Origin of the sequence: Kocuria sp. CPCC 204721, from assembly GCF_040980945.1 — a bacterium.
GTDB lineage: Bacteria > Actinomycetota > Actinomycetes > Actinomycetales > Micrococcaceae > Kocuria > Kocuria marina.
Map to the genome: position 1 here is coordinate 1 of NZ_JAVKPO010000015.1, position 20,871 is coordinate 20,871.

Genomic DNA, 20,871 nt, shown 5'->3' on the forward strand with positions numbered 1-20,871 from the left:
CCGGACGGTTCGAGAGAACCACTCACTGATGAGAACCGCCGGGCCCCACACACCGTTTATCGGACAGTCCCTTCACCGCCGAAACCGCCGCCCGCAAGGTACAGGCCGCTGAAGACGCCTGGAATACTCGCGACCCCGAGACGGTCGCCCAGGCCTACAGCGTCGATACCGTGTGGCGAAACCGTGACCAGACGATCACCGGCCGGGACCAGGTGATTGCCTTCCTCACCGCCAAGTGGGATCGGGAACTCGACTATCAACTCCGCAAGAACCTGTGGGCGTTCACCGACGATCAGATCGCCGTGCGATTCCAGTACGAGTGGCACGACCATGACGGCCGGTGGTGGCGCTCCTACGGCAATGAGCTGTGGCGTTTCGACGCACAGGGCTACATGACCCATCGCGAGGCCAGCATCAACGACCGTCCCATTGGTCAGGGTGAGCGACGCGTCACCCCAGGCCACGGCGAACTTCCCACCTGGTGAGCCTGTCGCCCAGCGATTGAATGCCCCGCCGAGATCCACGACGACGACATTGCCCTCACCGCCACTGCCGTCCTCGTCCGGGCCGTCGAGTGGTTCAACCAGCGTGGTGTCACCGTCGAGAGGTGCTGTCCGACAACGGCGGCGCCTACCGCTCACACTTGTGGCGAGACACCTGCATCGACCTCGGCATCCGGCACAAACGCACGAGGCCGTCTCGGCCGCAGACCAACGGGAAGATCGAGCGGTTCCACCTCACCCTGGCCGACGGCTGGGGCTACGCCCGCTGCTATACGAGCGAGGCCGAGCGCCGCGGGAAACTCGAGGGCTGGCTGCACTACTACAACCACCACCGCCCCACACAGCCTGCGGGAACCAGCACCCTTCTCACGATTGACCAACGTCTCCGATCAGTACACCTCGATCCCACACAGTTCGCTGCGGGTGAGGAAGCGCCGGCCCGTGGGTGCCTCGAGGGAGAAGCCCCCACCGCGGCCGGGAACGGCGTCGATCACCAACCGCGTGTGCCGCCAGTACTCGAACTGCTCGGCGGAGATCCAGAACTCCAGGGCCCCGAGATCCTCGCCGGTCGGGGACGGCAACCGGGCTGTCCCCAGCAGGACATCGGCCCCGCCCGTGCGGAACTCACCGGCGGGGAAGCACATGGGCGAGGAACCGTCACAGCAGCCCCCAGACTGGTGGAACATGAGGGGTCCATGTTGCTCCCACAGTTCCTGCAACAGGGCCACTGCGGGCCCGGTGAAACCGACCCGTGAGGTGGTCTCACCGGGTACCGCAGCGGTCGCCTCGAGCACCACGGGGTGTTCGGGATCGGCGATGTCCGCCGGGGACGGGTCCGCCGGTGATGAAGGGGTGCTCATGACGGTTCCTCGCCTTCCGGTCACGGTCTAGAAGAAGCCCTGCGCGTTCTCGGTGTAGCTCACGAGCATGTTCTTGGTCTGCTGGTAGTGGTCGAGCATCATGAGGTGGTTCTCCCTGCCGATGCCCGAGGACTTGTAGCCGCCGAACGCGGAGTGCGCGGGGTAGCTGTGGTACTGGTTCACCCACACGCGACCGGACTGGATGGCCCTGCCGGCGCGGTAGGCGGTGTTACCGCTACGAGCCCACACACCGGCGCCCAGACCGTAGAGGGTGTCGTTGGCGATCGAGATAGCGTCGTCGTACGAGCCGAACTTCGCCACCGAGAGCACCGGACCGAAGATCTCCTCCTGGAAGATGCGCATGTCGTTGGTGCCCTCGAACACGGTGGGCTGCACGTAGTAGCCGCCAGCGAGGTCGCCCTCGAGCTCCGCGCGCGCGCCGCCGATGAGAACCTTCGCTCCCTCCTTCTTGCCGATGTCCAGGTAGGACAGGATCTTCTCGAGCTGGTCCGTGGAGGCCTGCGCGCCGATCATGGTGTCGGTGTCGAGCGGGTTGCCGGCGGTAATGCGAGAGACGCGGTCGATCCCGTCCGCGAGGAACTGGTCGTACATCGATTCCTGGATCAGCGCGCGCGACGGGCACGTGCAGATCTCACCCTGGTTCAGAGCGAAGAACGCGAAGCCTTCCAGGGCCTTGTCGTAGAAGCCGTCCTTCTGCTGGGCGACGTCCTCGAAGAAGATGTTGGGTGACTTGCCCCCGAGTTCCAGGGTCACCGGGATGATGTTCTCGGACGCGTACTGCATGATGAGTCGGCCCGTGGTGGTCTCACCGGTGAACGCGATCTTGCGAATGCGCTTGTTGGACGCGAGCGGCTTGCCGCACTCCACGCCGAAGCCGTTGACGATGTTGACCACGCCGTCCGGGATCAGGTCTTGGATCAGCTCCATGAGCACCAGGATGGACGCCGGGGTCTGCTCGGCGGGCTTGAGCACCACGCAGTTGCCGGCGGCGAGCGCCGGGGCGAGCTTCCACACGGCCATGAGGATGGGGAAGTTCCAGGGGATGATCTGGCCAACGACGCCGAGGGGCTCGTGGAAGTGGTACGCCACGGTGTCCTCGTCCAGCTGGGACAGCCGCCCTTCCTGCGCGCGGATCGCACCGGCGAAGTAGCGGAAGTGGTCGATGGCCAGGGGGATGTCCGCGTTGAGCGTCTCGCGCACGGGCTTGCCGTTGTCCCAGGTTTCTGCGACCGCGATCACCTCGAGGTTCTCCTCCATGCGGTCCGCGATCCTGTTGAGCATGAGCGCTCGCTGCGCGGGCGTGGAGGCGTTCCACGACGGCGCTGCGGCCCACGCGGCATCGAGTGCGGCCTCGATGTCTTCGGCCGTTCCCCGGCCGACCTCGGTGAACGCCTTGCCCGTGACGGGGGTGACGTCCTCGAAGTACTGCCCCTTGACCGGGGGCACCCACGCGCCGCCGATGAAGTGTTCGTAACGGGATTTGAAGCTGACGACGGATCCGTCCGTGCCGGGCTGGGTGTACACGCTCATGACGACCATCCTGTTGTCCGAAAGTGAGGTGTACCACACTATAGCCAGGCTCCCGACATCATGACAGGCACCCGCATGCCCCCTTATGCGTACACAATGTGCACACGCAACGGGGCGGCCCGGGAGAACCCGGACTGCCCCGTTCACAGAAAGTGCCGGTGGTCGGTGGCGCCTACTCGGTGCGTTGCCCGTCCGACGGCGCGGCGGGAGCGTATGCGTGCGAACCCTGCTCACCGGAGTGGGCGGGCTGCTCCGTGAGGGCGGCGTCGTCGTCCTTGAACGGCTCACCCGAACGTGGGGCGTCGTAGAGCCGGGTGTCCAGGATGCCTTCGCGCTTGGAGACGATCGTGGCCACGAGGGCCTGACCGGTGACGTTCAGGGCGGTGCGGCCCATGTCCAGGATCGGGTCCACGGCGAGCAGCAGGCCCACGCCGTCGAGTGGCAAGCCCAGCGTGGACAGCGTCAGGGTCAGCATGACCGTGGCACCGGTGGTGCCGGCGGTCGCGGCGGAACCCAGGACGGAGACCAGCGCGATCAGCACGAAGTGCATGGGGGTTAGGGGCACGCCGTAGAACTGCGCGACGAAGATCGCGGCGATCGCCGGGTAGATCGCGGCGCAACCGTCCATCTTGGTGGTCGCACCCAGCGGGATCGCGAAGGACGCGTAGTGCCCGGGGACGCCCAGGTTGCGCTCGCTCACGCGCTGCGTCATGGGCATGGTGCCCAGGGACGAACGGGAGACGAAGCCCAGCTGCATGGCGGGCCACACGCCCGAGAAGAACTGCTTGACGGACAGCCCGTTGAGCTTGATCAACAGGGGGTAGACCACGAAGGCCACGAGCAGCAGGCCCACGTAAACCGTGATCACGAACTTCACGAGCGAACCCATGGAGGTCCAGCCGTACTCGAACACGGCGCGGCCGATGAGCCCCAGGGTGCCCAGGGGAGCCAGGCGGATGATCCACCACACGACCTTCTGCATGATGGCCAGCGCGGACTGCATGAAGGTCAGGAACGGCTCGGCGGCCTTGCCGACCTTCAGCGCGGCGATGCCGATCACGAGCGAGACCACCAGGATCTGCAGGATGTTGAAGTTCACGGCGGTGGTCACGGTCTCCGGATCCACGACCTTGGAGCTGGTCTCCAGACCAAGGAAGTTCACGGGGATCAGGCCCTTGAGGAACCCGAGCCACGAGCCCTCACTGCCGGAATACGTGCCGGGCTGTTCCTGGCCGGTGCCCACACCGGGCTGCGCGATGACACCGAGCAGCATGCCGATCACCACCGCGATCAACGCGGTGATGGCGAACCACAACAGGGTCTTCCACGCGAGGCGCGCGGCGTTGGAGACGTCACGCAGGTTGGCGATGGAGGAGATCACGGCCGTGACCACGAGCGGGACCACGGCGGCCTTGAGGATGGTGACGTAGCTCGTGCCGATCGTGTCCAACGTGGTCATGAGCCAGTTGGGGTTCTCCTCGGGGTCGCCACCCATGGCAGCGGCCAGCGATCCGAGGAGAAGACCCAAAATCAGAGCGATCAGGATCTGCCACCCGAACGACGTCATCCACCGCGGGAGACGGCGAGTACTTTCTGCGGAATTCATGCGCCTAGGATAGGCCCGTGTATCCTAAACGGCACGGGTCACATGACGAAATATGACAGCGCGACACGGGAATAAAATCCTGTACCCTGAAGAATCCCTGAGAATCCGCCGCCTATAGGGCCAAGGCGTACGAGAGTGTGTCCAATCCCACGGAGCCCAGGCGCAGTGCTCGGGCATGAAACTGCCTGAGGTCGAAGTCCGCTCCCTCGCGCGCCATGGCCTGCTGCCGGGCGTCGAGCCACATCTGCTGGCCGATTCGGTAGGACGGCGCCTGACCCGGCCATCCCATGTAGCGCAACCATTCGAAGCGCAGCACGGAATCGGCCATCACTACGTTGTGGCGCAGGAACGCCCAACCGTCGTCGGAGGTCCAGGTCTCGCCCGCGCGCGCGCCGCCCAGCAGGTCCCCGAGCACCTCCGGGATCTCGAAGCCGCAGTGGAATCCCACGTCGAAGATCACGCGCACCGTCCGCAGGCGCTGCGAGTCGAGCATGCCCATCCGATCCCCGGGGTCGTCCAAGAAGCCCAGCTCGGCCATGAGTCGCTCGGCGTACAACGCCCAGCCCTCGCCGTGACCGGAGACCCAGATGCCCATCCGGCGCCATCTGTTGAGCTCACCCGCGTTCGCCAGGGCTGTGGCGATCTGCAGGTGATGACCGGGGACACCCTCGTGGTAGACCGTGGTGGTCTCCTCCCACGTGGCGTGCTGGGAGACGTTCTCGGGGACGGACCACCACATACGCCCGGGCCGGGTGAAATCACCGCTCGGGGGCGTGTAGTAGATGACGCCGTCGTGCGTGGGGGCGATCCGGCACTCGAGTTCGCGCATGGGCTCGGTGATCTCGAAGTGGGTGTCCGCGAGGGTGTCCAGTGCGGCGTCCGATAGCCGCTGCATCCATGCCTGCAACTCCTCGGGGGAGTGCAGTTGCCGTGCGGGGTCCGCGGTGAGAGCGGCCATGGCCTCGGGGACACTCGCTCCCGGCTGGATCTGCTCCGCGACCCGGCGCTGTTCGGCATCCAGCTCGAGCAGTTGCTGCACCGCCCAGTCGTAGACCTCGCGCGGGTCCAGCCGGGCGCCCAGGAACGAGGCGAGGTGCAACCGGTAGTCGTCAATCCCGCACGCGTCCGATTCCCGCGCCCCGGGGGCGAACTCCTCGCGCAGTGCCCGGGCGACGGCGCGGTATGCCTCGCGCGCAGCGTCCGCGGCGCGGCGCAGCTCCTCGCGCACGCCCTCCGGCGCGGTGGGGTCGTTCGTGAGCACCGCGAAGGAGCCCTTGTCCGACGCGTACTGCTCCGCCTGCTGGGAGGCCTCCACGATCTGCGGGGCGGACGGCGGGCGGTCCAGTTCCACGGCCTCGCGCAGGCCCTCGAGGTACTGCTCCAGGGCCGCGGGGATGTTGGCCATCCGGCCGGCGATGTGCTTCCACTCCTGCTCCGTGTCCCGCGGCATGGCGTCCAGGATCTGCCGGATCTCCTGCACCGGGGACGCGATGTTGCTGACCACGGACACGTCCAGGTTCGCCTCGTGGCGGTCCAGCTGCAGGCGCAGCTCGTCGCGCAGCGCGTGCAGCGTCACGCGGTCCACGTCGTCCTGGGGCTCCGCCCGCTCGACGAGCTCGAGCGTGGTGCGGGCCAGTTCCGCGGCGGCCGCGCGGCCCGCGGGCCCGTAGTCCGGGTAGTCGGTCTCGTGGCCGGGAATGCCGTTGAACGTGGCGGCGCTGGGATCCAGGGCCATGCAATGGTCGAAGTAGGTTTCTGCGAGGGTGTCCACGGCGGTCGCGGAGCGGTGCGTGGTGCCCAGGGGTGCCAGGGGTTCGCGGCTCTGCGGGGTGGAGTCGATGTGCGTCACAGAGTGTCACCCTAGTCACGCTCCGGCCGGCGGCAAGCACCCTGGCGAGTCCGACACGCCCGGGCGGTGTGCGCTCGCACGTCGGCGCTGTCGCAATTCGGCGCGGCGACGGCGCGGTTCCCGCGGCACCGGGGAGCGCGCCGGTGTGCTCACCGGTGTGGCCGCCGCGAAGCACCGGGGCGGCGAGTTCAGCCCGCGAATCGTTCCTCGAGTTCCGCGAGCAGCTCGAGCACTGCGTCCGTACCCGCGACCGGGCCGCCGGCGAGCAGCCCATCGGCACCGAGCACCACGACCCACGGGGTACCGGGGTGCTCGAACATGGCGCTCACCTCGTGCTCGCGGTCCACCAAACACGCTGCACGCAGGCTCGGAGGGAGCAGATCTCGGTCCTCCTCGCGGGCCACCACGGCGTGCACCGCGACCGGCCCCAGGTGGTCGGGCATCCCCGCCGCACGGTCGATCGCGGGGGCGCATGCCCCGCACGAAGGACTCACGTGGACCAGGGCGCGCGCCGCGGTGGCAGCCAGGCCACGCAGGGTCACCGGGTTACCGGCGGCGTCCGTGAGCCCCGCGTAGGGAATGGGTAAACGCGCGTAGACGTCGTGTTCTTCGGGGGCTTTGGAACTGCCGGCCGGTCGAGGGGCTGCGGAGTCTCCCGCGGGTCGAGGCGCGACGGCGCCGGGGACCGCACCCGCTGGTGGGCCCGCCTGTGCGGGGACCGGAGTACCCGCTGTGAGCGCGTAGGCGGGCACAGCGGCGTCGTCGTGCGAGGAACCCGGCAGCGGCGGGATCCCGGCGAGCGCGTGCGGGTCACCGGCGTGGGACGGACCCGGGCGTTCGCTCCACAGGCTCACGAGCATGAGTCCCACGGGGATCGCGACCGCCGCGACGACCCACCACGGGACGTCCAGGACCGGCCCGTCGTAACCGCCCACGGTGACGAGCAGCAGGGCCAGGGCGGCCACGATCGTGAAGGCGAGGTTGCGCACCACGGTCCGCGTGGACACCGGGGCACGGGACAGAGAGCCGAAGCACCCGCACGAGGCGGGATCCGACTGCCGGGTGCCGCGGAACACCGCGGCCGTGAACACCGAAAACAGCACCGTGGCGGCGGAGGCAGCGGCCCACAGCACCACCCCGGAGGCCAGCAGGAGCGCGATCGCCAGTACCAGTTCGAGCCACGGCAGGACACCCTGTAGCCAACGCGTCGTGAGGGGCGTGGGCAGGGACGGGCCGGTGGAGGGGGAGACGAGCTTGGCCACCCCGCTGATCAGCAGCACGAGGGCGAGTGAACCCAGGGAGGACGAGGAGATGACAGCCACGGAAACATTATCCATTTCGATGCATCCTCCTCATGTGCGCTGACAAGCCGACAAGGGGGCGGCGGACTGGGCTCAGCGATCGGGCAGGGTGCGCCGCCACGCACCGCGCCCCGGTCGCAACCGCAGGCCCAGGCGCAGTCGCCGGGTCTGGGACCGCGGAGGCTTGGGTGCGCGGGAGGGCTGGGCGTCCTGCGCCGCGGCCTGCGCGGAGAACACCACGGTGAGCGCGGCCAGCTCCTCCGGGGTCGGGTTGCCGTGGGTGACCGTGAACAGGGGGTCCTGGCGACTCGTGGTCTCGGGCAGCGAAGCGACCGCCGCGGTCCCCGGATCATGGGCGGGACGGGACACGTCACCGGCCGCCCGTGAGGCCGGTGAGGTGTTCTCGGCCGTGCTCACAGCGGGATGTTCCCATGCTTCTTGGCGGGGGTGGACGCGCGCTTGTCCGCGAGCCCGCGCAGGGCCCGGATGATTTGCTCGCGGGTCTCGGACGGGCAGATCACCGCGTCCACATACCCAAGTTCGGCGGCCTGGTAGGGGTTGAGCAGGTCCTCCTCGAACTTCTGCGCGAGTTCGGCGCGCAGCTGCTGGTCCTCACCAGTTTCCTGGGCGGCCTTGAGGTCCCGGCGGTAGAGGATCTCCACCGCACCCTGGGAGCCCATGACACCGATCTGGGCGGTGGGCCACGCGAGGTTGATGTCCGCGCCCAGCTTCTTGGACCCCATCACGATGTACGCGCCGCCGTAGGCCTTGCGGGTGATGAGCGTGACCAGGGGGACCGTGGCCTCCGCGTACGCGTAGAGCAGCTTGGCCCCGCGGCGGATGATCCCGTTGAACTCCTGGTCCGTGCCGGGCAGGAACCCGGGGACGTCCACGAACGTGAGGATCGGGATGTTAAAGGCGTCGCAGTGACGCACGAACCGCGCGGCCTTCTCGGAGGCCGCGATGTCCAGGGTCCCGGCGAACTGCATGGGTTGGTTTGCCACGATCCCCACGGTGTGACCCTCAACGCGGGCGTAGCCCACCATCACGTTGGGGGCGTAGAGTTCCTGGATCTGCATGAAGTGCCCGTCGTCCACGACCGTCTCGATCACGGTGCGCATGTCGTACGGCTGGTTCGCGGAGTCCGGGGTCAAGGTGTCCAGGGCGAGGTCCTCGTCCGTGACCTCTTCGACCTGGTCGTGGTCGAGCACCGGGCTGTCCTGCAGGTTATTGCCGGGCAGGTACTCGAGCAGCTCGTGGACGAAGTCGAAGGCGTCCTGCTCGTCCGAGGCCAGGTAGGCGGCGGTGCCCGTGCGCTCGTTGTGGGAGCGGGCCCCACCCAGGGTCTCCATGTCCACGGTCTCACCCGTGACGGTCTTGATGACGTCTGGGCCCGTGATGAACATGTGGGAGGTCTTGTCCACCATGACCACGAAGTCGGTCAGTGCGGGGGAGTAGGCGGCGCCACCGGCGCACGGGCCCATGATGAGCGAGATCTGCGGGACCACCCCGGAGGAGCGCACGTTCATGCGGAAGATGTCCGCGAACATCGCCAGGGAGGCCACGCCCTCCTGGATGCGGGCGCCGCCGCCGTCGTTGATCCCGATCACCGGGCACCCGTTGCGCAGTGCGAACTTCTGGACCTTGACGATCTTCTCGCCGTTGACCTGGGACAGGGAGCCCCCGAACACGCCGAAATCCTGGGAGTAGACGGCCACGAGGCGCCCGTCCACGGTGCCGAAACCGCTCACCACGCCGTCACCCAGCGGCTTCTTCTTCTCCATGCCGAACATGGTGCTGTGGTGCACGGCCAGGGCGTCGAACTCCACGAACGAGTCGGGGTCCAGCAACATCTCAATGCGTTCCCGGGCGGTGTTCTTCCCGCGCGCGTGCTGCTTGTCCACGGCCGCCTGTCCGGACGGTACCGCGGCCTCCTCGCGGCGCTGCCGGAAGTCGGCGATCTTGCCTGCTGTGGTGGACAGGTCGTGGCTCATAACACCTCGCGTCATCGTGATCGGTACTGGTTGGGCGTACCGCGAGCCCTGGGAACGCCCCCCAGTGTAATTGCAGGGCCCACACGCGCCTTTGTAGAAGTCCCACAACGCAGGCCGGTGCTCTTTCGACGGGCGCGAGCGTCCCGGGTCCCTCAGACGGAGGTGTCGGACCCCACCGAGCCGATCGTCACGGTCCATTCCCGGATCGTGTGCTCCGTGACCACACCGTGGACCACCAGGGGGTCCTCGGCGATGATCCGTTCGATCTCCTCGGCGCTGTCCGCGCGCAGGACGATCAATGCGGCGTCACCTTCCAAGGGCCCCGAAACGATCACGACGCCGCGCTCGTGCAGTTCGCGCAGGAACGCGCGGTGGGCGGGGCGGTGCTCGGTCAGGATGTCCTGCGGGCCGCCGTAGACGTAGTTCAAGGCGTAGACGCTCATACCGGGTCCTCTCGTGGTGGCACTGGCTGGTCCCAGCATATGCCCGGCTCACGACGCTAGACATAAACTTGCGGTACCGCCCCGTCGTCGACATGCGTCGTCGGCACAGTCATGTGAGGAGTACCCATGGAAGCCACCGAGGACCGGCCCGCCGCGGACTACCGCGCCGCGGAGCTGGACGGGGCGCTGCGCGGCCACGGGTGCCGCCTCACGATCCTGGACAGCGTCCCGTCCACCAACGAGTGGCTCGTCGAACAGCTCTCGCGGGACGCGGCGCACGACGCCGCCGGGGCACCGCTGCGAGCGGTCGTTGCGGGATTCCAGAGCCGCGGCAAGGGGCGCCTGGACCGCAGCTGGTTCACCCCCGCGGGCACCGCCGTGACGTTCTCGGTGGCCCTCACGCCGCGGGACCGCTCGGGCCGCGCGTGGCCGCAGGACCTCCTGCCGTGGCTCACGCTGATGCTCGCGCACAGTGTCACGGCCACCGTGCGCGAGCTGACCGGCGTCCCCGCGGCGGTGAAGTGGCCCAACGACGTCCTGATCCGCGAACGCAAGGTCTGCGGCATCCTCGCGTCCCTCGTACCCTCGCCCCCCGGTGCCGCACACCAAGGACCCACCGTGGTACTCGGCGCGGGCATCAACGTCCAGCAGGGCCACCTCCCGGTCCCCGGCGCCACGTCCCTGTGCCTCGAGACCGGGAACGACGCCGCTGTCCCCACCCGCAGCGCGGTGCTCACCGGGGTGCTCGCCCACTTCTCCCGCGCCCTCGACCGCGCGAGCGTGGACCCCGCCGCGCAACTCGGGCCGGGTGGGGAACTGCGACGGGAGCTCGAATCCGCTCTCGACACCCTGGGACGCCGCGTGCTCGTGCACCTGCCCGGGCGCAACGCGCCATTGCCCGCCACCGCCGTGGGACTGGGATCGTCCGGTCAGCTGCGCGTGCGCGACGACGACGGCCGCGAGCACGAGTACGGCGCGGGCGACGTCGTCCACGTGCGACCCGGCCCCCGCACCCCGGAGGACGCCGGACACGAGAACGAGAGGCCCCGATGACACGCTCGCGCCGCGCCCTGGACCTGGCACCGGGGGAGGACACGGTCGTGGCCACCCGCGCCCACCCCGTGAAACTCGTGGCCCCGGCGCTCGCCGCGTGGGCGATCGTGTTCGGTTATTCGGCCCTGCGCCGCGTCCTGGACCTCACGTGGCGGCCCACAGCCACCCCATGGACCACGCTGCACGCGTTCGTGGGGTGGCTGCTGCTCATTGCGGCATTGCTGCTCGCGTGGCGGTTCGTGCTCTCGCCCGCGTGGCGCTGGCTGCGCACGCGCTTCGTGCTGACCACCGCGCGGCTTGCCCTCGTGGGGCCCCCGGCGCGGGACGGTGCTGTGTTCCTGCCCCTGAACGAACTGCGCTCGGTGCGCGTCACGCGCGGGGCCACCCGGCCCGGCGAGGCCCGCGAGGGCCTGGACCGCGGCACCGTGCTCGCGGATTTCGGGGGCCTGGGCGGGCTCAAACTCGCCAGCTGCCCGCAACCGGCCCGCTTCGCCGCGTTGGTCCGCGAGTCCGCGGCGGACGCGGGCAACTACAGTGGTGGAGGCAACACGGCCGGACCGGGGTATCCCGGAACCCATATCGCCCAGCAAGGAGGACCGCGTGGCTGACGACCCCTCGGAGCACACGGACGGATACGTCACCGGGCCGCAGACCGAACAGCTCAACCTGAACGTGCACAATCCCGTGCAGTCCAACCTGTACGGGTCGGAGGAGTCCAAGGCGGCGGCGCGCCACCTCGACTCCCTGTTGTTGGGTTCGCAGCGTCACCTGCGGCGCCGGGAGGCCGCGCGTGAAGCGGGGCTGTCCACGGCGTCCGCCCGGAAGATCTGGCGTGCCCTGGGCTTCCCGAACCTCAGCGACGACGACGTCTACTTCACGGGCGAGGACGTCCGGGCCCTGCGGGTGGTCTCCAACCTCGTGCAGGAGGAGAAGCTCAGCGAGGAGGCCGCGCTGTCCCTGGCCCGCTCCGTGGCGCAACTGACCGACCGCATGGTCGTGTGGCAGATCGAGGCGCTCGTCGAGGACATGGTGGCCCACCGGGACATGACGGACGCCCAGGCACGGCGCGAACTGCTGCGCATGCTCCCGGAGATTCTCGAACCGCTCGAGAACCTGCTCGACTACGCGTGGCGCCGTCAGCTCTCCGCAGCCGTGCAACGACTGGCCATGCGCGGTGAACGCGCGGACGGGTCCACGGTGAGCCTCGGGATGACGGGCCCGGACGTGGGCTCCTCGTCCCTGCCGCTCGCGCGCGGCGTGGGGTTCGCGGACCTCGTCTCCTACACGTCCCTGTCCCGGCAGATGAACGAGCGCACCCTGGCCAACCTCGTGCAGCGCTTCGAGAAGCGGTGCGCGGAGGTGATCTCGATCGGCGGTGGCCGCGTGATCAAGACCATCGGCGACGAAGTGATGTTCCTGTCCGAGACCCCCGAGGGCGGGGCGCAGATCTCGCTCGCACTCGCCCGCGTGATCAAGAACGATCCCCTGTTGCCGCAGGCCCGCGTCGCGTTCGTGTGGGGGCGCGTGCTGCCGCGACTCGGTGATCTCTACGGGCCCACCGTGAACCTCGCGTCCCGGCTCGTGGCCCTCACGGAACCCGGGGGTGTCATGGTGGACGCCTCCACCGCCCGTGTACTCGACGGCGACGACCGGTTCGTGCTGACCCCGCAACCCACCCGCAACGTGCGCGGCTTCGGGGACGTGCGCCCCGTGTCGATCACCCAGGGCCACGGGCCCTTTCTGGAAGACGAGGTCGAATGACCGTTCCCCTGACCATCCGATCGGGCGGTGTCACCGATCGGGGACTGCGTCGTGAGACGAACGAGGACGCACTGATCGTCACGGACACCATGTGTGCCGTCGCGGACGGGATGGGCGGTCACGAGGCCGGTGAGGTGGCCAGCGCGCTGTGCGTGTCCACGCTGGGTGGCTCGGACCTGTTCTCGCTCGACGACTTCCGCGACTACGTGATCGTGGAACCGGCACCCGGATCGGACGTCGCCCGGTTCCGCGCGACGATCGACCGCCAGCTCAAGCTCGACCCGGACGTGCCCAACGAGGCACTGGAGGCCGTGCACCGGGTGCGCTCGGTGCTGTGGGAAGCGGACCAGGCCATCCAGGCCCAGTGCGGCACGCGCGCCGGGACCACGGTCACGGGTGCGTGGCTCGTGGAGATCGCCGGTACCTGGTTGTGGCTCGTGTTCAACGTGGGGGATTCGCGCACCTACCAGCTCGTAGGCCCGCCCGTGGGGGAGCCGCCCACGACCGAGACCGGACCCGTGGGCGTGACCCAGCTGACCGTGGACCACTCCGAGGTGCAGTACCTCGTCTCGATCGGCCAGCTCACCCCGGCCCAGGCGCTCGTGCACCCGCGGCGCAACGTCATCACGCGCGCCCTTGGCACGGGCCAGATCTGGGAACCGGACGTGATCGTGGTGCCCGCGGTGCCGGGGCAGCGGTTGCTCATGTGCTCCGACGGTCTCACGGGGGAACTCTCGCCCGCGCACATCGCCCGCGTCCTGCACTCGGTCCCGCACCCCAAGGAGGCCGCAGACGTCCTGGTCCAGGCCGCGCTGCGCACTGGTGGCCGAGACAATGTCACGCTTGTGGTCGCGGACGTGCTGCGCGCGGACGACCCCCGCGCCAACACCACGTCCATCCCCAGGATCCGCTGAGTTCACGTCCCGGGCATCGCGCGGCCGGTGCCTGGGCACGCTTGCGTGCGCGCGTCAAGCCGAGCGTTTCGTTCGCAATGAAACGGTCGGGGCGCGGCTCACGCGGACGCGGAAACCCCGCGCGAGCCGGCCGGGTCAGGCGTGGTGGCCGCGCGTCTGGGCGCCCGGGTCCTTGGCGGGCTTGGGCTCCTTGACGGGGGCCTTGCCGCTCGCGCGCAACCGGCGGTAGTAGCCCGCGGCCTCCTCCTGGCGCTCGGCCTCCACCGTGCCGCCGATCTCAGCGCGCAGCAGCTCGGGCGAGAGCCCGAACGCGTCCACCAGCTCCAGGGAGTAGGGGCGCAGGCGCGCAATGAGGCGGTTGATGTAGGACTCCAGAGCGCGGCCGCGGCGCATCGAGAGTCGACCGTAGGAGAGGTACCACGCGAGGTCCTGCTCGATCAGGTGCAGGCCGAAGAGGTCCCGCAGCCACGTGAGCACGCGCTTGGTGTCCGGGTCCTCGATCTTCTCGAGACCAGCGGTGAACGCCTCCCACTGCAGCAGCTGGGCGTGGGAGCGGGCGGCCTCGAGCAGCTGGTTCTGGTTGTCGTTGAACGCCTTTGCCTGCTCGGTGCGGGACTTGCGGGACACGGCCCGCAGCTTGTCCGCGATGTCGCCGATCATGGTTTGCACCCGGTCGGTGAGCAGCGCGCGCTGGGCCGCGGGATCGCGCAGGGCGTTGACGGACTTGCGGGAGTCCCCGGTGTCCGAGAACGCCTGGGTTAGCTTGCGCAACCCGGAGCGGTTGAAGCCGGCCTCGGTGGCGCGGTCCGCCACGTAGCGGGCCATCACGCCCACGTCCGCGTTCTTGAACTCCGCGGAGTAGTCGTTGAGCAGGCGCTTGGCCACGAGCTGGAGCAGGATGGTGTTGTCACCCTCGAAGGTCACGTACACGTCCAGGTCCGCGCGCAGCTCCACGAGGCGGTTCTTGGCCATGAAGCCCGCACCGCCGCACGCCTCGCGGCACTCCTGCAGCGTGTCAAGGGCGCTCCACGTGGACATCGGCTTGAACGCCGCGGCCAGGGTCTCGAGCTCCTGACGGTTGCCGTCCGAGTCGTCCTCGCCCGAGAAGACCTCGTGGAACTTGTCGAGCAACTGCTGGTGCGCAAACGTCATGGCGTACGTCTCGGCGATGCGGGGGATCAACCGGCGCTGGTGGCGCTGGTAATCCAGCAGCGTCTGCTCCTGGATGTCCGAGTCCGTGGTGAACTGCCGACGCTGCTCGGCGTAGCGCACCGCGATGCTCAGCGCGGCCTGGTTCGCGATCGTCGCGGCGCCGTCGAGGGACACGCGGCCCTGCACCAGCGTGCCGATCATGGTGAAGAAGCGCCGGCCCGGGGACGGGATGGGGGAGGAGTAGACGCCGTTCTCGTCCACGTCCCCGTACTTGTTGAGCAGGTTGGTGCGGGGCACGCGCACGTGGTCGAAGTGCAGTCGGCCGTTGTCGATGCCGTTGAGCCCACCCTTGCGGCCGTCGTCCTCGCCGCCCACGCCCGGCAGGAACTCGCCGTTCTCGTCCCGCAGGGGCACGTAGAGGCAGTGCACACCGTGGTTGGTGCCGTTGACGATGAGCTGCGCGAACACGGTGGCCGCGCGGCCGTGCACCGCGGCGTTGCCGAGGTAGTCCTTCCACGCGGCCTTGAACGGCGTGTGGATCTCGAACTCGTCCGTCTCCGGGATGTACGTGGCGGTGGTGCCGATCGAGGCGACGTCAGAACCGTGGCCGATCTCCGTCATGGCGAACGCACCGGGCATGCTGAGGTCTAGGATGGAGGGGAGCCACTTCTTGTGGTGCTCCTCGGTGCCCAGGTTCAGCACGGCGGAGCCGAACAGGCCCCACTGCACACCGGACTTGATCTGCAGGGACGGGTCCGCGAGCACGAGCTCCTCGAACGCGGAGAGGTTGGCGCCGGGGCTCATGGCCCCGCCCACGCTCTCGGGCATGCCCAGGTACTGGGGCCCGGCATCCGCGAGCAGCTTGAGCTGCTCGAACGTGACGTTGCGCTGGTCCGCAAAGGACTGGTCGTACTGGGACTGGAAGCGGGGATCCTTCGCCCGCTCGCGTGCCGCCTTGCGTGCTTCGGGCCAGCGCCCCAGCAGGATGGCGCCGAGCTCGGCGGTGTCGATCCCGGACGGGGTGGTGGCACCGTCCTCGGGCAGGTCTTCGATGCGGTCGGTATTGGGAACTGTTCCGCTGACCGAGGTAATGGACATCATGACTCCTGACGGTTCTCTGGGACGGGTGGTTTACCCGTCGTCCTGATGGGGGAAGTTGGTGGTGCGGATTCACTGCCGGTCACGGGGCGCAGGCCCTCCACGGCCCACGTGGTGATGATCCGACTCATGGTGTGGCGATCCGGTTTTGCGGTATCGCCGCCGAGTTCGAGCCAGGCCTCACCCGCACCGCGGACCATGCCCACGGTGGAAGCGGCCCAGCACTTCAGGACCCCCTCGGGCGTGGCCCGGCTGCCGTGGTGGCGCATGTGTTGCTCCATGAGCAGGCCCCTTACGGAATCCACGAAGCGTTCGATCGTGGAACCCCGTTCCGTGGGTGCGGTCACCACGAAGCGGTAGACCTCACCGGAGGCCGCCACGGACTTGAGGTACTCGGAGACGAGGGCGTGGATCATGGCGGCGAACGTGTCCGCTTCGCTGGCCGCGGCCACCATGCGTCGACGCATCCGGGTCACGAAGTACTCACCCACCGCGGCCTGCACGCCGGCCTTGTCCTTGAAGTAGCGGTAGAAGACGGACTTGGAGGTCCCGCACGCCGTGGCGATCTCCTCCATGGACAGCGCAGCACCGTTCGCGGCCACGGCGTCGCGCGCGGCCGTGATCAGTTCGATCCGCCGCACGGCGCGGTGCCGCTGCCAACGCGAGCTCCTGCCGTCCACGGGGTGGGTGACCTGTTTCACGATACCGAGAGTATCAGCTATTCTGGATCCCGAGTGATCCAGATCGCATAAATTCCCCGAAAGGAACTACGCATGAGCGAGAACACGCAGAACACGGCACCGTCCACCCCGGCCACCGGAACCGGTTCCGAAGCCGCCAAGCGAGTTGCGGCCCCGGCCGCCTCCTCCGCGCCGCAGGGCGGAGCGACGGGAGCCCGCGCCGTCGTCGTGGCGGGCAACCGCATCCCCTTCTCCCGCGCGGGCGGGTCGTACGCGAACGCGTCCAACCAGGACATGCTGACCGCCGCGATCGACGGGCTCGTGGCCCGGACCGGGATCGCGGGCGAACGCCTGGGCGCCGTGGCGGCCGGTGCCGTGATCAAGCACTCCCGGGACTTCAACCTCACGCGCGAGTCCGTGCTGGGCTCCGCGCTGGACCCCGCGACCCCGGCCTACGACGTCCAGATGGCGTGCGCCACGGGCATGGAGACCGTGAGCTCGATCGCCAACAAGATCCGGCTGGGCCAGATCCGGGCCGGGATCGCCGGTGGTGTGGACTCGTCCTCGGACGCTCCCATCGCCGTGAGCGAGGGGCTGCGCCGCGCGCTGCTCAAGCTGCAGCGCGCCAAGACCACCGCCCAGAAGCTCAAGGCGTTCAAGGACCTGCGCCCGGGCGACCTCTCGCCGTCGGTGCCCTCGTCCGGTGAGCCGCGCACGGGCCTGAGCATGGGTGAGCACCAGGCGCTGACCACCCAGAAGTGGGGCATCACACGCGAGGCCCAGGACGAGTTGGCCGCGGCCTCCCACCAGCACCTGGCCGCCGCGTACGAGCGGGGCTTCTTCGACGACCTCGTGACCCCTTTCAAGGGTCTGACCAAGGACAACAACATGCGCCCGGACTCCACCGTGGAGAAGCTGGGCGGGCTGAACCCGGTGTTCGGCAAGAAGCTCTCCGGTGAAGCCACCATGACGGCCGGCAACTCCACGCCGCTCACGGACGGTGCCTCCACGGTGCTCATCTCGTCCGAGGAATGGGCCGGTGAGCACCACCTGACCCCACTCGCCGAGGTCGTGGACAGCGAGGCCGCCGCGGTGGACTTCGTGACCGGCAACGAGGGCCTGCTCATGGCCCCGGCCTACGCCGTGCCGCGTCTGCTGGCCCGCCACGGCCTCACGCTGCAGGAGCTGGACCTCGTGGAGATCCACGAGGCGTTCGCCTCCACCGTGCTGTCGATCCTCGCCGCATGGGAGTCCCCGGAGTTCTGCAAGGACCGCCTGGGCCTGGACGCGCCCCTGGGCTCGGTGGACCGCGCCAAGCTCAACGTCAACGGGTCCTCACTCGCCACTGGGCACCCCTTCGCCGCCACGGGTGGTCGCATCGTTGCCTCCACCGCCAAGGAACTGGCCGCACGTGCCAAGGAGACGGGCAAGCCGCAGACAGCGCTGATCTCGGTGTGCGCCGCCGGTGGTCAGGGTGTGGCCATGCTGCTGCGCTCGGTCTAAGCGAGTTCACGGCCACGGCGAGACACCACGATTTCTGGGAGAGGACACAAGTGACGGACACATATCTGGACATGGTCAATTCGGGGCTGGGCAAGCAGCTCGCGGGCAAATTGGGCCTCCCGCGCCCGGTTACGCTGCGCCGGTTCACCGCGGACGGGGACTTCCCGAGCGGCTCCGTGCTCGTGCTCGGCCGGGGTGCGGCGGGCGACGCCGCGTCGTCGGCCCTGCTCGGCTGGGACCTGGACGTGCGCCGGCACGCTCAGGACGTGGACCGGGTGGGTGCGGTGGTGATCGACTACACGGAGGTCGACAGCCCCGCCGATCTCGCGGACGCCGCCCTCGAGCTGGCCTCGGCCGTGCGCAAGCTGCGCCCGGGCGGGCGGGTCATCACGCTGTCGCGACCGGCGCCCGGGATCGGGACCGGAGCGGCGTCGGGCACGCTGCCCGGCGCGCGGCAGTTGACCCCGTCGCAGGCCGCGGCGCGCCAGGGTGTCGTGGGCATGCTGCGCTCGATCGCCCAGGAGATGCGCGGCGGCGTGACCGCCAACGGCGTCCTGCTCGCGGACGACGTCGCTGCGGACGCTCCCGGTGTCACGGGCGCCCTGCGCTTCTTCCTCTCGGGCCGCAGCGCGTACGTGGACGGGCAGTTCCTGACCGTGGGTGACGACCGCGGGGACGCGGACGTGGACTGGGTGCACCCCGTCGCGGGCAAGGTCGCAGTGGTCACGGGTGCCGCACGCGGGATCGGCGCGCAGGTCACGCGTACGCTCGCGGCCTCGGGTGCCACGGTCATCCCCGTGGACGTGCCCGCCGCCGGTGACGCGCTGAGCAAGCTCGCCAACGAACTGCGCGTGCCCGCGTTGCAGCTGGACGTCACGGACCCGCAGGCCGGACAGAAGATCCTGGACCTCGCGGTGTCCCGGTACGGCCGGCTGGACCTCGTGGTGCACAACGCGGGCATCACGCGGGACAAGATGCTCGCCAACATGGACCAGGCCAAGTGGGATTCCGTGATCGCGGTCAACATCGAATCGCAGTTGCGGATCACCGAGACCCTGCTCGCCTCCGATCAGCTGGGCCCGGCGCCGCGCATCGTGTGCCTCGCGTCCACGAGCGGCGTGGCGGGCAACCGCGGTCAGACCAACTACGCCGCCTCCAAGGCCGGGGTGATCGGTGCGGTGGCCGCCACGGCACCGCTGATCGCGGAGAAGGGCGGGACCATCAACGCCGTGGCTCCCGGGTTCATCGAGTCGGACATGACGGCCAAGATCCCGGCGGCCCGCCGCCAGATCTCCCGCCGGTTGAACTCCCTGCAGCAGGGCGGTACGCCGGAGGACGTGGCACAGGCCATCACGTTCCTGCTCTCGGACGCCGCCGGTGGGATCAACGGTCAGACGTTGCGCGTGTGCGGCCAGAGCCTCGTGGGAGCATGATCGCATGAGCACTCCTGACCCGGTCCTGCCCACCGTTCCCTCCGACTACGAACTCGTCCAGCCGGCGGGTTCGGTGAAGCTGCCCGCGCTGTACGCGTCCGCGGGGGCGCGCGCGGCGTCGTCGGCGGCTTCCGACGCCGCCGCTGCGGCCACGCACAAGGTGCTCCCGGCTCTGCGCGACTCGCCCGTGGGGCGCGTGCTGCCCGGCGCGCTGCGTAAGTCCCGCACGGAACGCGTGGGGGCTGCCCTGCAGGTGCCGCGCGTGGCCCACGTCGTGGAGGACGTTAGCGCGGAACCCGAGTGGCACGAGAAGTTCTGCCGCGTGGTGCACGCAAGCACGCATCCCGTGGCCCCGGGGTCGCAGCACACCACGGTGTTCTCGGGTGCGCTGCACGCGCTCGCGTTCCCCGTGGCCATGTCGGTGCTCACGCGCAAGGACTTCCCCCTGCCCGTGCTGGGCATGGTGCACCTGAGCAACACCATCCGCCACGTCACGGACGTGGCCGTGGGGGAGCGGCTCACCGCCACGGCGTGGACCGAGAATTTGGGCACCCACCGGTCCGGGACCACGGTGGACGCCGTGGTGACACTGTCCCGCGAGGGCGGGTCCGTGGTCTGGGCCGGGCGCTCCACGTACCTGGCCAAGGGCGTGCACACCGCGATCGCGGACGAGGGCGCGCGCGTTCCCGAGGAGTCCCCCCACGAGCGCGCACCGTTCGATCCGCCGCAGCAGACCGCGCAGTGGGTCCTGGGCGCCGGGACCGGGCGGGACTACGCGGCGGTCAGCGGCGACTACAACCCCATCCACCTCTCCGACCCGTCCGCCAAGGCGCTCGGGATGAAGGGGGCGATCGCGCACGGGATGTACACGGCCTCGCGCGCGCTGGCGCTGACCGGCGTGCCCGCGGAGGTCCCCTTCGCGTGGTCCGTGGACTTCGCCGTCCCGGTGCAGCTGCCGACTACGGTGGCGGTCTCGGTGGAAGACGACGGTCGGGGCGCCCACTGGCGCGGTTCCCGCGTCCTCGTGTGGGACCCCAAGCGGCAACGCCCACACGCGGAGGTCACGGTCACGGCCCTGTGACCGCTCGCTGATCCGCCTGACGAACGCCCCCGGGACCGAGGTTCCGGGGGTGTTCGTGTCTGTCGGTGGGGTGGGACACAATGGGGGGC

General features: G+C 69.3%; 17 protein-coding genes and 2 pseudogenes. 9 read left to right on the top strand and 10 right to left on the bottom strand.

Annotation, left to right across the window (positions count from 1 at the left end; translation table 11 throughout):
• Positions 1–80: 80 nt before the first annotated feature.
• Positions 81–485: pseudogene (locus RF637_RS11505) on the top strand (nuclear transport factor 2 family protein); the annotation flags it as partial.
• Between the two features lie 27 nt (positions 486–512).
• Positions 513–899: pseudogene (locus tag RF637_RS11510) on the top strand (integrase core domain-containing protein); the annotation flags it as partial.
• Here RF637_RS11510 and RF637_RS11515 read toward each other — a convergent pair.
• The 8 genes from RF637_RS11515 to RF637_RS11550 form a co-directional block, all read right to left on the bottom strand.
• Positions 893–1,363: a DUF779 domain-containing protein gene (locus RF637_RS11515; protein WP_368844903.1), complete on the bottom strand. Its 471-nt coding sequence runs from the start codon at positions 1,361–1,363 to the stop codon at positions 893–895. The pseudogene RF637_RS11510 and the gene RF637_RS11515 overlap by 7 nt on opposite strands.
• Positions 1,364–1,390: 27 nt before the next feature.
• Positions 1,391–2,914 (bottom strand): aldehyde dehydrogenase family protein, encoded by a 1,524-nt coding sequence (locus RF637_RS11520; protein ID WP_368844904.1) that lies wholly within the window; start codon positions 2,912–2,914, stop codon positions 1,391–1,393.
• A gap of 172 nt (positions 2,915–3,086) precedes the next feature.
• Positions 3,087–4,520, bottom strand: a complete 1,434-nt coding sequence (locus RF637_RS11525; protein ID WP_206399369.1) for a dicarboxylate/amino acid:cation symporter — start codon at positions 4,518–4,520, stop codon at positions 3,087–3,089.
• A 112-nt stretch (positions 4,521–4,632) separates the two neighbouring features.
• Positions 4,633–6,369 carry a DUF885 domain-containing protein gene (locus tag RF637_RS11530; protein ID WP_183085805.1) on the bottom strand — a complete coding sequence of 579 codons (1,737 nt, stop codon included), beginning with the start codon at positions 6,367–6,369 and terminating at the stop codon, positions 4,633–4,635.
• Positions 6,370–6,557: 188 nt separating this feature from the next.
• Positions 6,558–7,691 (bottom strand): MauE/DoxX family redox-associated membrane protein, encoded by a 1,134-nt coding sequence (locus tag RF637_RS11535; RefSeq protein WP_368844905.1) that lies wholly within the window; start codon positions 7,689–7,691, stop codon positions 6,558–6,560.
• Positions 7,692–7,763: 72 nt separating this feature from the next.
• A complete protein-coding gene (locus RF637_RS11540; RefSeq protein ID WP_368835843.1) occupies positions 7,764–8,087 on the bottom strand; it encodes an acyl-CoA carboxylase subunit epsilon in 324 nt (107 codons plus the stop codon).
• Entirely contained in the window at positions 8,084–9,664 is a 1,581-nt protein-coding gene (locus RF637_RS11545; protein ID WP_368835844.1) for an acyl-CoA carboxylase subunit beta, read from the bottom strand. The genes RF637_RS11540 and RF637_RS11545 overlap by 4 nt, the downstream gene beginning before the upstream one ends.
• Before the next feature lie 152 nt (positions 9,665–9,816).
• Positions 9,817–10,107: a YciI family protein gene (locus tag RF637_RS11550; protein WP_368835845.1), complete on the bottom strand. Its 291-nt coding sequence runs from the start codon at positions 10,105–10,107 to the stop codon at positions 9,817–9,819.
• Positions 10,108–10,233: 126 nt separating this feature from the next.
• Here RF637_RS11550 and RF637_RS11555 point away from each other — a divergent pair, with 126 nt between their 5' ends.
• Genes RF637_RS11555 through RF637_RS11570 form a run of 4 tightly spaced genes read left to right on the top strand, consistent with a single transcriptional unit; the run spans position 10,234 to position 13,835 of the window.
• Positions 10,234–11,160: a biotin--[acetyl-CoA-carboxylase] ligase gene (locus RF637_RS11555; protein ID WP_368844906.1), complete on the top strand. Its 927-nt coding sequence runs from the start codon at positions 10,234–10,236 to the stop codon at positions 11,158–11,160.
• Positions 11,157–11,768, top strand: coding sequence for a hypothetical protein (locus RF637_RS11560; protein WP_368835846.1), 612 nt, complete (start codon positions 11,157–11,159; stop codon positions 11,766–11,768). Before RF637_RS11555 ends, RF637_RS11560 begins: the two co-directional genes overlap by 4 nt.
• Entirely contained in the window at positions 11,761–12,921 is a 1,161-nt protein-coding gene (locus RF637_RS11565; protein ID WP_085106618.1) for an adenylate/guanylate cyclase domain-containing protein, read from the top strand. Before RF637_RS11560 ends, RF637_RS11565 begins: the two co-directional genes overlap by 8 nt.
• The gene (locus RF637_RS11570) at positions 12,918–13,835 is read left to right on the top strand and encodes a PP2C family serine/threonine-protein phosphatase (RefSeq protein WP_144999020.1); all 918 of its coding nucleotides are present in this window, start codon (positions 12,918–12,920) and stop codon (positions 13,833–13,835) included. Before RF637_RS11565 ends, RF637_RS11570 begins: the two co-directional genes overlap by 4 nt.
• Positions 13,836–13,970: 135 nt before the next feature.
• Here RF637_RS11570 and RF637_RS11575 read toward each other — a convergent pair whose 3' ends face one another.
• Both RF637_RS11575 and RF637_RS11580 read right to left on the bottom strand, forming a co-directional pair.
• The gene (locus tag RF637_RS11575; protein ID WP_368844921.1) at positions 13,971–16,085 is read right to left on the bottom strand and encodes an acyl-CoA dehydrogenase; all 2,115 of its coding nucleotides are present in this window, start codon (positions 16,083–16,085) and stop codon (positions 13,971–13,973) included.
• Positions 16,085–16,786: a TetR/AcrR family transcriptional regulator gene (locus RF637_RS11580; RefSeq protein WP_239318228.1), complete on the bottom strand. Its 702-nt coding sequence runs from the start codon at positions 16,784–16,786 to the stop codon at positions 16,085–16,087. Before RF637_RS11580 ends, RF637_RS11575 begins: the two co-directional genes overlap by 1 nt.
• 72 nt (positions 16,787–16,858) lie before the next feature.
• Between RF637_RS11580 and RF637_RS11585 the strand changes: the two genes are divergently transcribed.
• From RF637_RS11585 to RF637_RS11595, 3 genes are read left to right on the top strand one after another with little or no spacing between them, the layout of a single operon-like run.
• On the top strand, positions 16,859–18,268 hold the full coding sequence (locus tag RF637_RS11585; protein WP_368844907.1) for an acetyl-CoA C-acetyltransferase: 1,410 nt from the start codon (positions 16,859–16,861) through the stop codon (positions 18,266–18,268).
• 50 nt (positions 18,269–18,318) lie between these two features.
• Positions 18,319–19,701 carry a 3-oxoacyl-ACP reductase gene (locus RF637_RS11590; RefSeq protein ID WP_144999022.1) on the top strand — a complete coding sequence of 461 codons (1,383 nt, stop codon included), beginning with the start codon at positions 18,319–18,321 and terminating at the stop codon, positions 19,699–19,701.
• 4 nt (positions 19,702–19,705) lie between these two features.
• The gene (locus tag RF637_RS11595) at positions 19,706–20,782 is read left to right on the top strand and encodes a MaoC family dehydratase (RefSeq protein WP_368844908.1); all 1,077 of its coding nucleotides are present in this window, start codon (positions 19,706–19,708) and stop codon (positions 20,780–20,782) included.
• Positions 20,783–20,871: the final 89 nt, after the last annotated feature.

What these genes read in the sequence shown, in the direction of transcription:
- RF637_RS11515 (WP_368844903.1), bottom strand. Translation starts at nt 1,363, where the DNA reads ATGAGCACCCCTTCATCACCGGCGGACCCGTCCCCGGCGGACATCGCC.
- RF637_RS11520 (WP_368844904.1), bottom strand. Translation starts at nt 2,914, where the DNA reads ATGAGCGTGTACACCCAGCCCGGCACGGACGGATCCGTCGTCAGCTTC.
- RF637_RS11525 (WP_206399369.1), bottom strand. Translation starts at nt 4,520, where the DNA reads ATGAATTCCGCAGAAAGTACTCGCCGTCTCCCGCGGTGGATGACGTCG.
- RF637_RS11545 (WP_368835844.1), bottom strand. Translation starts at nt 9,664, where the DNA reads ATGAGCCACGACCTGTCCACCACAGCAGGCAAGATCGCCGACTTCCGG.
- RF637_RS11550 (WP_368835845.1), bottom strand. Translation starts at nt 10,107, where the DNA reads ATGAGCGTCTACGCCTTGAACTACGTCTACGGCGGCCCGCAGGACATC.
- RF637_RS11555 (WP_368844906.1), top strand. Translation starts at nt 10,234, where the DNA reads ATGGAAGCCACCGAGGACCGGCCCGCCGCGGACTACCGCGCCGCGGAG.
- RF637_RS11560 (WP_368835846.1), top strand. Translation starts at nt 11,157, where the DNA reads ATGACACGCTCGCGCCGCGCCCTGGACCTGGCACCGGGGGAGGACACG.
- RF637_RS11570 (WP_144999020.1), top strand. Translation starts at nt 12,918, where the DNA reads ATGACCGTTCCCCTGACCATCCGATCGGGCGGTGTCACCGATCGGGGA.
- RF637_RS11575 (WP_368844921.1), bottom strand. Translation starts at nt 16,085, where the DNA reads ATGTCCATTACCTCGGTCAGCGGAACAGTTCCCAATACCGACCGCATC.
- RF637_RS11585 (WP_368844907.1), top strand. Translation starts at nt 16,859, where the DNA reads ATGAGCGAGAACACGCAGAACACGGCACCGTCCACCCCGGCCACCGGA.
- RF637_RS11595 (WP_368844908.1), top strand. Translation starts at nt 19,706, where the DNA reads ATGAGCACTCCTGACCCGGTCCTGCCCACCGTTCCCTCCGACTACGAA.